Here is an 11,643-nt window from a genome sequence, read left to right as displayed (position 1 = left end):
ATCAATACCCCAAGTAACTCATCTCCATTCCATCCCTAATTTAAACCTTATACTTAATTATATAGTTATACAATACACAGTCAAACACTAAGGTATGACTGTATTTAACAGAAACAATGAGTTTTATTGAGAAAACAACGATTTAAACGTCTAAAAGGGGTGCCTTCGTCAATTCAGACGAAATGCACCCCTTTTATAGGATTTAGATCCAATTTATCATCTCGGTTGTACTGGATTTCCAATAACTCCCGGATATTGATAATTAATCGGCTCATCAAAGGTAATATAATCTAAGTAAATCGTTAACAATATGACTCTGCGTCCAGTAGTCTTTTCACTAATAATGATGTGATCACGACCTGCTGCCTCGACAACACCTTGAAATACTTTGGCATTCCATTCCTTGTTATTCTCATAAGTCATATAAAATGTTCCGACCTTACCAAGATTAAGACGTAATATATTCTCAACATAGGATTGTTCAAAAACAGGTGCATTAGTCTGTACAACGTTGCCTGTTGGTGTCATTGGATTGCCACTTGATACTTGAGGTGGTATCATCTGACCTCCACCTGATCCTTGTAGTGGTTTCATATATGAACCCCCTACTCCCATTCCTTGGCCCATAGGAGCATTATAGGGCCCCCGCTCATTTCCAAAATTATAAGATACCGGTTGAAAAGGTTGCATCATCATGATCAAAATTCCTCCTTATGTTTACAAACACTTTCTTATATTTTAATAAACTGTCGGACAATCTGCTGGAGAGGGAGTAAAGAAGCAATGTGCCTTAAATCTGCCTGTATTTTGCTGATCATACCAAGTAGCTGGACATTCTCCTTCCGGTCGGAAGAACCAAAGAGCATTACTAGCTGGCCATACACGTTCGCCATTAATGACCCTTTTGGCCAGACGAATATCTTTCTCACGGGCTCCTTGATAGAAATAACCTTTTTGCGTAGCTTCAAATCCACCTGGCCTTTGAAAAACCATGTCATTCAAGTTGCGAATAGCATTGAAATCCAGACAATCACCTAACACTCGATTCACCCCTACATTACCGACCATTAGCATGCCTTGTTCTCCATCCCCCTCGGCTTCAGCTCTCATTAATCGGGCTAACAGCTTGGTATGTTGTGTAGTTGTTTTAACAGCGGGCATCTTAACACCTCCTTGTTGTGTGAACTCTCTAACTTCACCTTATCTTATGTACATCAGCCCAGATGGTGACTGTTTTAAATCATTTCGTTAATTTACATTTGGTTAATATTCCCCGAATATCCAAGCCTTATGATCGGATGGTAGTTGAATAGCAGAGAGTGAGGTTTACACGGTTATGGAAAAAGAAATTAACTTACCCCAAGTCTTACCACGATCCTTTATACATTCCTTCTCTACACGTTCTTTACGAACAAATCGTTTGTTAGAACGCGTGTTGGCATTTACCTTTCTGGCCCCATCATTGTTGTTGTTTAGTATTTTTCTCTTCTATCCCCTCATTAAATCAGTTTATTTGAGCATGTATCTAACCGATCCGAGGGGGCGTGTAGCACAGTATGTAGGACTTCGTAATTTCACAGATTTATTGACTTCAGAACTATTCTACAAAAGCATTACCGTTACCTTAAGCTTCATTCTAATGACAATTCCCACAGGTATTGTCCTGGCACTATTTCTCGCCGCCTTAGTACAAAATAAATGGCGTGGCATGTTTCTATTTCGCTTTATCTTCTCCTTACCCATGGCGATCTCAGTAGGTACAGGCTCTATTATCTGGATGATTCTGTATCATCCTACTCTAGGAGTGTTGAACTATTCTCTCACTCTGCTGAATATCGCACCCGTTCATTGGCTCACCGACCCTAAATGGGCGCTAATATCTATTTCATTGATGACCGTATGGATGAACTTAGGTTTTCAATTCATTGTATTACTCAGTGGTATGCAAAGTGTCCCTGAAGATATTTACGATAGCGCTAAGATGGATGGAGCAGGATCATTCCGCACTTTCTTTAAACTTACATTGCCACTGATTACTCCTTCCTTATTCTTTGTAGGTGTTGTATCCATGATTGGTGCCTTTCAGTCATTTGGACAGATCAACATTCTGACCAAGGGTGGTCCAATGAACAGTACCAACGTCATGGTGTTCAATATATATCAAGATGCATTTGTGAATTATAGATTTGGAGTTGGCAGTGCGCAAGCCTTAATTCTATTTTGCATCATTCTTATACTTACATTGATCCAGTTCAAGTTCCTCGAGAAGAAGGTGCATTATCAATGATTATGAACAACATGAATCGAAGCTTTTTAATGGTCACATTATTAGTAGTTTCATGTCTGATCCTTTTCCCTCTACTCTACACCCTATCCTCATCATTTATGACAAATGCAGAATCAGCTGTATATCCCCCGCGATGGATACCTAGTCAACTCCGCTGGGATAACTATATAGAAGTCATCCAGACTATTCCGATCATGCGTTTTATCGGAAATAGCTTCATAGTATCTACTTTAATCATGCTTGGACAGATTATAACTGCAAGTACAGCTGCATATGCTTTCGCATTTCTTCGATTTCCGGGCAAAGTCTTTCTATTTGCCTTATTCCTTGCCACCATGATGATTCCTTGGGAAGTAACGATGATCCCTAACTATATGACGGTTAAGAATTGGGATTTACTTGATAGTTACACAGGCTTAATCTTACCTTTTCTTGCTTCGGCATTTGGGACATTCCTACTAAGACAGGCTTATCTTCAGTTACCTTACGAATTATTTGAAGCCGCGAGAATCGATGGATGTGGACATATCCGTATCTTCCTCTCCCTTGTTGTACCCTTATCTACACCCGCTATTGCGACACTAGGCGTCTACACATTCTTGAATCACTGGAACAACTATTTATGGCCACTTCTTATTACCAACAAGGAAGAAATGCGTACCGTGCAAATTGGGATCAGTATGCTGCAATTCGAGGAGATGACATCTTGGAATTTAGTCTTAGCAGGGGTAGTGCTTGTTCTGCTTCCTTCTCTCCTATTGCTTATTCTTGGCCTGAAGCCACTTGTAAGAGGTATAACGGCTGGAGCTCTTAAGGGCTAGCTCTGATTACTAAATCAATAAGAAACTTCCACCGTGTTCCGTCATTAGAAAGTTCCTTATTAGGAGCAAATCTAATTTCAGATAAAATAAAGATGAGATAAGGGAGAGAATAAGAGACCATGAATTCAAAAGCATTCCGTAGCAAGTCCAATGTACTCATTATGATGTTTTGTATGATGTTTATGATCACTGCTTGTGGATCGACGGTCAGTAATAATGCAGCGAGTGAAACAACTGTGGCTACCTCCGGTAGTGAAGTGTCTGCTGAGACTATAAAGAAAGTGGAGCCTGTAAAAGTAGTATGGTGGCATTCCATGAGTGGTGGACTTGGAGAAGCTGTGGATAAGCTTGTATCTGATTTCAATAGCTCACAAGAAAATGTTCAAGTAGAAGCTGTATTTCAAGGAACCTATGATGAGAGCTTGAATAAATTGAAAGCAGCGATGGACTCTAGTAGTAGCCCTACTTTAATGCAGGTATATGAAATTGGAAGTCGATTCATGATCGACACCGAAGCAGTAACTCCCGTTCAGACATTTATTGATAAGGAACAATACGACATCACATCACTTGAGCCTAATATTTTGGGTTATTATACATTCGACAATCAGTTGTATTCGATGCCTTTCAATACATCCAATCCCATTCTTTATTACAATAAAGATGCCTTCAAAGCAGCGGGATTAGATCCTGAGAATCCTCCTAAGACCTATGAGGAGCTAGCAAAGGCTGCCAAAGCACTAACAAGTGAAGGCCAATCAGGTGCTTCCTTTGCAATCTACGGTTGGTTCATCGAGCAATTACTAGCGAATCAAGGGGTAGAATTTATTGATAATGGAAACGGACGAACTTCCCCCGCTACATCATCCTTATTGAACAGTGAAGCGAGTGTATCAACCCTAACTTGGTGGAAGCAAATGCTAGATGAACAAACTATAATGAATCTTGGTCGTAAAACAGATGATACCAAGAAAGCATTCGCAGCAGGACAGATTGCTATGACTCTTGATTCTACGGCTTCCCTTCGTGGAATCGTTAGCTCAGCAGATGGTAAATTCGAAGTAGGTACAGGTTTCTTACCTAAACCAGAAGCTTCTGGTGATGGCGGTGTAGTTGTTGGAGGAGCGAGCTTATGGATTATGAACAATAAATCGCAAGAAGAACAGCAAGGGGCTTGGGAATTTATTAAATTCTTAGCGGAACCAGAAGTACAAGCCTATTGGCATGTAAACACAGGTTACTTCCCTATCACGCAAAAAGCATATGATGAGCAAATAGTTAAAGATAATCTAGTGGCATATCCTCAATTTCAAACGGCGGTAGATCAACTTCACCAAACGAAGCTGAATCTAGCAACACAAGGAGCAGTGATGGGTGTATTCCCTGAAGCAAGACAATTGACAGAAACAGCGATAGAAGAAGTGTTGAACAATAGTAAATCTCCTCAACAAGCATTGGATGACGCTGCCAAATCAATTACGGGTAAGATACAAGAATATAATCTAACTGTAAAAAAATAAAGTTATCCATTCATCATCAAATATTCGTAGTATAATCCCTTCAAAAAGAGGCTTGATTGAAACGATACCCGTTTCGATCAAGCCTCTTTTTAATTAGTGAATGACATGTTGATCCTCCATTATGCTATTCATATCCGCGTCTAATCGATCGGCTATCCTCTTGGGTCGTGAAGCGGGGATTACGATGAAATCCGATGTAGCGAGTGCCCTTAAACGTCAATTCCCCTGTATCTCCTTCAGCACAAAGACCATATTCTTCCCCATTTACAACGAACTCTATTCGATCTCCACTATCTACCTCGAAGGTTATATAGTAACAAGTGCGAGTGAAGCTAGAGATATGATCATTCTGATGGTTCTGATGGTGGCTCACTTCGTTACGCTTGCTCACAATACATGATCCCACGGTAAGTAAAGGCTGTTTATTATTATTATTCCATCGTACGATACCATTTCCAATACTTAATAATAATATGCCTACAAACACAATGATGAAGATCGGCATGACTGTTCCTACGAAATCAAACATCCAGAATGAGTTCATCCCTATACTTCTCCCCCCTATGTAGAGCAGCTATGATTTCATTATTTCATTTGAGATACTCTTCCTTATCATGTATATGCCACATCCGTGAGAAATTGATCATTTATTCAAATCAAATAAAGAGATAAGGAATTAATTCCTTATCTCTTTGTATAATATCGTATTGTTGTTATGCATGCATCATTTGTAAGAATAACTGAGTCTCGTCCATTGTATTTTGTTCCGTTAAGATGGCTTGATCAGCCCAACATTCTCTGCACTTCTCTTCAGTAGTACATAAATGAGCTTCATCACATGTATAGCAGAATTGTAGTAGGTTTTTGCTTGTTTCATCCATATTATTATTGAAAGTTGTCATCGATCCCACTCCCATCGTCTTGTATGTCTTGTTTACATCTTTAATATATCATACGAATCAACGTTGTATTGTGATTTATTTCACAACTTATATGCTGAAATTAAACTATTATTTTATCTCCCTCAGATTTCTTAATTATATACCATTTATAGCCGTTGAAATCTGAGGGGCAACATATGTTTGCTGCAAATATTAACTACAATACCTTCCAACTGATCCCACCATTTATTGTTTGCAATAGCAGCGACCGTTTGTCCTCCCTATTCTCCAATAAGATCCATCCTACTTCTGAAGAGATAAAATCCAATTTCACTACGATCGGATACTTATTCATATAATCTTGCAATACTAGGCTGATCGGTAGTTCCCTCCAGTTATTTCCTTGATCTATCGTATGATAGAGAACGGATTCCTGAAGATACCACCCTTCCGTGTTACTTACAAATACAGGACTTAGCGCTTGGTTCAAACCGTTAGCCCAATTTAAATGAAAAGGAGCTAACTCCCAACTTTGTCCTTTATCTATCGTAAAATATCCATTAAACTTGGTTTCAGTATCCTTTGTACAACTCAAAGGGATAAACCCATCGCTTTTTGATTGTTTAACAAATAGAGGCTCGCCTAGAGTTAACGTACTGCATGTACTCATTTTATTCAGATCAATGAATTGAGGTGTTGTGTTCCATGTATTACCGCCATCTTCTGTCGTATATAATTCGGAGATCTCGTTATCCTGTAAGGTGACAAATCCATGCAAGCCATCGATAAAGGTCATATTATTCAAATATCCAGTGTTCGAAATGGAACCCATCGTATCATTTGCCGAGGTTAGCGTCCCTGTATTCTGCATAATCTTTGTCCAATTGGCACCACCATCATCTGTTCTATATAAATATTTATCCTCTCTTCCCATTGAAGTAGCAGATGATGTCATAATCCATCCACGGGTGGGAGATGTGAAGGAAATTCCCTTAATATGATCTGACTTAGGTAAAGAAGATATCTTCCATTGATTTCCCCCATCCGTCGTACGAAGAACAACCGTTTCATTTACATCTTGTCCATTTCGGATAATCCAACCATTATTCTTTTCTAAGAAGAACATATCTACTCCATATTTAGGATTAGAATCAAATTTAATATTCGCTGCTGGTGAGATGTTGCTCCACGTTACACCATTATCCTCAGTTCGATATAATCGGAGAGTTTTCTTGGTTACCCCCCATGCTAGTCCAGCATTCTCATTAAGTAAATTGAAATCAACCAATCGAGTCTGAATCTGATATTTTTCTTTTTCTTCAGTAGCCTCGTTCATTGTTTCAGGTACAATTACATTCAAAGTCTGTCCCTGTTCGCTTAAATCTTCTTGTTCTTGAGGTGGTTGAGACTTTAGCTCAGTGTTATCTTGTGTACATGCCGTAAGAACTAAACCTAATATAACTACAAGTATTGGAAATATATATCGTCGTGACTTCATCATTCTGCCTCCATGTATACCAAATTCCTAGATGTTATAAAAATATTACACAATAATACGACCATAAATTAATAACAAGGTTATTCTAAGTAAATATTATATCATAATATAAGAAGGACATCGTCTTTTTGTAAATATAAGAAAGTATAAGACTCACGCCATACTCTATTCCTTATATTTCCGCAGAAACGGATGCCTTAAAGTGATATGAAGTATCGCTAGCAAATGATAGCAACAGATTAATGATTTTATTATGATTTATGACATAAACTATTAATTACATTAATAATCACATGAAGTAACATAATTAATATTATGTAAACTATCTTCTTATTTATTTAACTTACTATGTCGATATCCGTAACAGAAATATATAACCAATCCGATCAGTAACCATATGATAAATCCTTGCCATGTTTCTTTACTTAGACTGAACATCAAGTAAATACAGCTACCTGCGCTCAATAATGGTATAAAAGGAACCCATGGAACGCGAAATCCTCTAGGTAAATCCGGATTTGTGATCCGCATGACAATAATACCTAATGAAACGACTGCAAATGCGAATAATGTGCCCATACTCGTTAGACTTGCTAGCTTGTCTAGTGGAATTAGCCCTGCTAAGATAGCTATCAGAATTCCCGTAATCCATGTACCGATAACAGGAACCTGTGTTTTCACATGAATACTTGAAAGGATCTTAGGCAACATCCCATCTCGTGAAATGGCATATATTAATCGAGATTGCCCATATATCAACATTAACAGTACCGTCGTCATACCTGCAATCGCCCCTAATGATATGAGACCTGCCACTACATTCTGATTGATGAATCGGAGAGCAAAGGCAACGGGATCTGTCACATTTAGAAGTTCGAACGGTACAATTCCAGTGATGACTAACGACACGATGATGTAAAGAATTGTGCAAATAGCGAGAGATGAAATGATTCCAATTGGTAAATCTCGTTGAGGATTCTTCACTTCTTCCGCCGCAGTCGATAGGGCATCGAATCCTATATAGGCAAAAAATACAGCTGCTGCCCCATTAAACACACCTGTCATTCCGAACGGTAGAAATGGAGACCAGTTTGATGGTTTTACATAAAAAACACCTACACCTATAAACAATAAAATAACTGTAATCTTTATTACAACCATAATCGTATTGAAACGTGCTGTTTCTTTAATTCCCCTAGTCAACATATAGCAGATTAAAAGAATAATTAGGACTGCTGGCAGATCTATGTAAGATCCTTGTGACATATTAAAAGATCCGGATATCGCTATTGGGAGATGGATTCCGAAACCATCCAGTAAGCCTTTTAAATATCCCGACCAACCACTGGCTACTGCAGCACCCGCAACACCATACTCAAGCGCAAGATCCCAACCTAGAATCCATGCAAACATCTCACCAAAAGCGGTGTAACTATACGCATATGCGCTACCTGATACAGGCACTGATGAGGCAAATTCGGAATAACACAGTGCTGCAAGCACACACGCAATAGCTGCAACTACAAATGAAAGAACCAGACCTGGTCCTGCATGCTTCGCGGCCGCCACACCAGTTAGCACGAAAATCCCAGTTCCCACAATAGCTCCCACCCCTAGAATGGTTAAATCCATAGCCCCTAGCGATTTTTGCAACTTCGTTGTTTGATCTGTAACATTTGCTTCTTCTATATAGCTTAAAGCTGACTTTTTACGAAATAAATCCATGATCTCTCTCCTTGTAGGTTCATCTATCGATGTTTATAATTGTGTTATAGCGGATAGTATGGCTCTATGTCAATGACAATAACCAACAATCCATCTGAATACTCTCTTGATCTATTACCAAAAAGAAAAAAAGAGTAACCACATGGGCTACTCTTGTGCAGATCCCAACTATACTTGAACCAAAAGTTCTACTTTACAGTATCGGTGCTTATCTTTCTCTAGCAAAGTAAATATTATATTCTCATGTTCCCATTGATCGCCTTCTTCTAATTCTGACTGATGGCCATATAACCATCCACCTATTGAATCCCATTCTGCGGTTTCAAATCGCGTCGAAAGAAGATTGTTGATAAGTACCAAGGATACTTTGCCATCAGCAATAATATGATTATCCTTGATCTTCGTAATTTCTTGTTCTTCATCGGAGTCAAATTCATCACGAATCTCCCCAACGATTTGTTCTAATATATCCTCAATCGTTACCATTCCAGATGTACCTCCATATTCGTCCACCAGAATGGCGATATGAGTACTTTCTCTTTGCATCTTTTTTAACAAAGCATCGATTGATGTCGTTTCTGGAACAGACATAACAGATTGGAGTAAAGTTGAAATCTCAATATCAGGATTGCTATTATAAGCCAAAAAGAATTGTTTGGTATTAATAATGCCAATAATATTATCTTTATTTTCTTGTGCAACAGGAAAGCGTGTATATTGTTCAGTTGTGATAATATCCATATTCTCTTGCTGCGTTTTATCTGTATATAAGCACACCATATCTGTACGCGGCACAAGGATATCTTTAGCCTGCATATTGTCAAAAGCGAATATTCGATTCACAAATCCGTATTCATTCTTGTTAATCTTTCCGTTCTCGTAACTTTCATTTATTATAATCTGAAGCTCTTCCTCGGAATGCGCTTCTTCATGTTCTGATGTAGGCTTGATACCCATCATCTTAACTAATTGGATAGCTGATCCATTTAGGACCCAGATAAAAGGTCTCATCAATTTGTCAAACCAAATGATTGGGTGGGCCGTTAATAAAGCCATCGTCTCCGTCTTGCGAATAGCAATCGTCTTAGGTGCCAATTCACCTACAACGACATGTAAGTACGTAATGATGACGAAAGCGATTATGAAAGAAATGAAATCAGTAAGTCCTTGAGTTAATTGCATGTTCTCAAACACAGGATGTAGAATACTTTCTACTGTGGGCTCTCCCAACCAACCTAATCCCAGTGATGTAATCGTAATACCTAATTGACAAGCAGACAAATACCCATCTAGATTGTCTAGCACTTTTTTTACAGCTAGTGAATTCTTTCTACCTTCACTGACCATTTGGTCCACTCTACTTGGTCGAAGTCGCACCATTGCAAATTCTACCGCTACGAAAAAAGCTGTTAATCCAATTAATATAGCGATCATTAATAAATTTAACCCCGCCCTATCACTTACCACTACAACATCTTCCCCTTATAAAAAATATGATTTTAATAGTATCAAGAAATAATTATACATTATTCAGAGATTTATAACAAAATATTAACAAAAGGAATATACAAAAGAACGACAACAGTCCTGCTTTGTTATCGTTTCTAATGGTTGTTGTTTCTAATAGAATGATCGATGATAATGTAAACATGTTTTGTCCTTTCTTACATCAACTAATTAATATTGTGAATTAAATATGTTCCTCATCACTACCATCTAATTCATCACCGTCTAACTCATTGCGAGATTGCAGCAGCCGATCGGCGACCAATCGGAAGCTTTCAGGTTGTAATAATTCAACGGGAGAGTAACTTTTATCAAAGGTGAAGGCATCTCCTTCAATAATAACAGCGTACCCATCGTTTAGCTTCGTCAGATGGATTTTATCTCCGTAATCGGCTAATAAACCTTTTATAAAAGTCTCACCGAGCTTAAACTTAATCTCTATCTCTGGCTTGATCTCTACTATTCGAGTTGCAGCTTCCACGACTTGCTCTGGATCCCATTTCTCCTGCAAACTCCGCTTGTCACTTGCTGCCCATAGCTCTAATTCACGCTCTTCTTGATGACGTTCTTCATGGCTTGCATCTGGCCATTTGGTCTCTACATAAGTCTGCACAAATTCCATCACATGCTCATTCACGATTTCCGGGATCGATTGCTCATAGGTAACGAACTTCAAGAAATCTCCGAAATATCGCGCATGGGAAGATTGATGGATTTTGAGTTCCCAATCCTCTACAATACCCTCTTCTGGCATGTATGGGTATTGAATTACTATCCAGGTCATGTCCTGGTTCAACAATAAAACGACCAATTTTGGTAGGTGGTTGCTCACTACTCGGATTCTTCTCTACTTTGCGCTTGGCCATTCGCGTGAATTCTCCATCAAGGAACTTACTGATTTCACTATCCACGTATTCTTGACCGTCCAGCGTTTGATAGTGCTTATAGCTTTTGACGGTCTGACCATCACCGCTTTCGACCTGTATGACAAAGAAAGATAAGTGCTGTACGCTAAATCGCATGTTGAACTTTTTTTTGTAAACTAATGTTATTTGTTATAGAAAATACATAAGTATAAGAATAAACTTTTTGGTTTTTCGCATTTAGTTAACATAACTAATATTATGTTAACTGATTTGAATTTTATAATTGCAGAATCACTATTTATTATTTTCCGAAAGAAGACTTCCACCTCAATGAATGTGAAGGGCGAAGCTCAATGAGTAGGTGGGAGATGAATTTCGGTTGGCGATAGCCAAATACTTCCTTCGTATGATATAATAGAACAAACGTTCTCTATATGATGGAGGTATGACTCATGTTAGTACATAAAGCATACAAATTTCGTATCTATCCAAACAGAAAACAAGCAGAACTCATACATAAGACCATCGGTTGTTCAAGG

At 38.5% G+C, this 11,643-nt stretch carries 11 protein-coding genes and 1 pseudogene; 4 read left to right on the top strand and 8 right to left on the bottom strand.

Translation table 11 applies throughout. From position 1 onward, the window contains the following. Nucleotides 1–216: 216 nt before the first annotated feature. Both gerQ and AC1TO9_RS19065 read right to left on the bottom strand, forming a co-directional pair. Nucleotides 217–699, bottom strand: a complete 483-nt coding sequence (gene gerQ, locus AC1TO9_RS19070) for a spore coat protein GerQ (RefSeq protein ID WP_482056957.1) — start codon at nucleotides 697–699, stop codon at nucleotides 217–219. Between the two features lie 39 nt (nucleotides 700–738). Beyond that, nucleotides 739–1,161 (bottom strand): cell wall hydrolase, encoded by a 423-nt coding sequence (locus tag AC1TO9_RS19065; RefSeq protein WP_482056941.1) that lies wholly within the window; start codon nucleotides 1,159–1,161, stop codon nucleotides 739–741. Between the two features lie 175 nt (nucleotides 1,162–1,336). On the opposite strand from AC1TO9_RS19065, the gene AC1TO9_RS19060 reads away from it, so the two are divergent. From AC1TO9_RS19060 to AC1TO9_RS19050, 3 genes are all read left to right on the top strand, one after another. Further along, entirely contained in the window at nucleotides 1,337–2,287 is a 951-nt protein-coding gene (locus tag AC1TO9_RS19060) for a carbohydrate ABC transporter permease (RefSeq protein ID WP_482060181.1), read from the top strand. A 2-nt stretch (nucleotides 2,288–2,289) separates the two neighbouring features. Further along, nucleotides 2,290–3,108 carry a carbohydrate ABC transporter permease gene (locus AC1TO9_RS19055; RefSeq protein ID WP_482056958.1) on the top strand — a complete coding sequence of 273 codons (819 nt, stop codon included), beginning with the start codon at nucleotides 2,290–2,292 and terminating at the stop codon, nucleotides 3,106–3,108. A 119-nt stretch (nucleotides 3,109–3,227) separates the two neighbouring features. Then, nucleotides 3,228–4,628: an ABC transporter substrate-binding protein gene (locus AC1TO9_RS19050; protein ID WP_482056943.1), complete on the top strand. Its 1,401-nt coding sequence runs from the start codon at nucleotides 3,228–3,230 to the stop codon at nucleotides 4,626–4,628. Between the two features lie 124 nt (nucleotides 4,629–4,752). Here AC1TO9_RS19050 and AC1TO9_RS19045 read toward each other — a convergent pair whose 3' ends face one another. The 6 genes and pseudogenes from AC1TO9_RS19045 to AC1TO9_RS19020 all read right to left on the bottom strand — a co-directional run bounded on the left by AC1TO9_RS19045 (nucleotide 4,753) and on the right by AC1TO9_RS19020 (nucleotide 11,260). Further along, nucleotides 4,753–5,178: a DUF2500 domain-containing protein gene (locus tag AC1TO9_RS19045; RefSeq protein ID WP_482056959.1), complete on the bottom strand. Its 426-nt coding sequence runs from the start codon at nucleotides 5,176–5,178 to the stop codon at nucleotides 4,753–4,755. Nucleotides 5,179–5,341: 163 nt separating this feature from the next. Then, nucleotides 5,342–5,530 carry a hypothetical protein gene (locus tag AC1TO9_RS19040; protein ID WP_482056944.1) on the bottom strand — a complete coding sequence of 63 codons (189 nt, stop codon included), beginning with the start codon at nucleotides 5,528–5,530 and terminating at the stop codon, nucleotides 5,342–5,344. A 196-nt stretch (nucleotides 5,531–5,726) separates the two neighbouring features. Continuing rightward, nucleotides 5,727–7,010, bottom strand: a complete 1,284-nt coding sequence (locus AC1TO9_RS19035; RefSeq protein ID WP_482060180.1) for a YCF48-related protein — start codon at nucleotides 7,008–7,010, stop codon at nucleotides 5,727–5,729. A 327-nt stretch (nucleotides 7,011–7,337) separates the two neighbouring features. Next, nucleotides 7,338–8,732: a branched-chain amino acid transporter BcaP gene (gene bcaP, locus AC1TO9_RS19030; protein WP_482056946.1), complete on the bottom strand. Its 1,395-nt coding sequence runs from the start codon at nucleotides 8,730–8,732 to the stop codon at nucleotides 7,338–7,340. Between the two features lie 168 nt (nucleotides 8,733–8,900). Next, nucleotides 8,901–10,199 carry a hemolysin family protein gene (locus AC1TO9_RS19025; RefSeq protein ID WP_482056947.1) on the bottom strand — a complete coding sequence of 433 codons (1,299 nt, stop codon included), beginning with the start codon at nucleotides 10,197–10,199 and terminating at the stop codon, nucleotides 8,901–8,903. 223 nt (nucleotides 10,200–10,422) lie between these two features. Continuing rightward, nucleotides 10,423–11,260 (bottom strand): annotated as a pseudogene (locus tag AC1TO9_RS19020) (DUF3900 domain-containing protein). A 296-nt stretch (nucleotides 11,261–11,556) separates the two neighbouring features. Between AC1TO9_RS19020 and AC1TO9_RS19015 the strand changes: the two are divergent. Then, nucleotides 11,557–11,643, top strand: an 87-nt coding sequence (locus tag AC1TO9_RS19015; RefSeq protein WP_482058001.1) for a helix-turn-helix domain-containing protein, incomplete at its 3' end; no start/stop codon positions are given.

This window comes from Paenibacillus sp. Y916 (genome assembly GCF_056786435.1).
Note: the sequence above shows the minus strand (reverse complement) of the source record. Positions and strands in the feature narration are given on the sequence as shown.

Coding starts and splice junctions, on each gene's coding strand:
- bcaP (WP_482056946.1), bottom strand. CDS start 8,732: ATGGATTTATTTCGTAAAAAGTCAGCTTTAAGCTATATAGAAGAAGCA.
- AC1TO9_RS19055 (WP_482056958.1), top strand. CDS start 2,290: ATGAACAACATGAATCGAAGCTTTTTAATGGTCACATTATTAGTAGTT.
- AC1TO9_RS19040 (WP_482056944.1), bottom strand. CDS start 5,530: ATGACAACTTTCAATAATAATATGGATGAAACAAGCAAAAACCTACTA.
- AC1TO9_RS19050 (WP_482056943.1), top strand. CDS start 3,228: ATGAATTCAAAAGCATTCCGTAGCAAGTCCAATGTACTCATTATGATG.
- AC1TO9_RS19035 (WP_482060180.1), bottom strand. CDS start 7,010: ATGATGAAGTCACGACGATATATATTTCCAATACTTGTAGTTATATTA.
- AC1TO9_RS19065 (WP_482056941.1), bottom strand. CDS start 1,161: ATGCCCGCTGTTAAAACAACTACACAACATACCAAGCTGTTAGCCCGA.
- AC1TO9_RS19060 (WP_482060181.1), top strand. CDS start 1,337: ATGGAAAAAGAAATTAACTTACCCCAAGTCTTACCACGATCCTTTATA.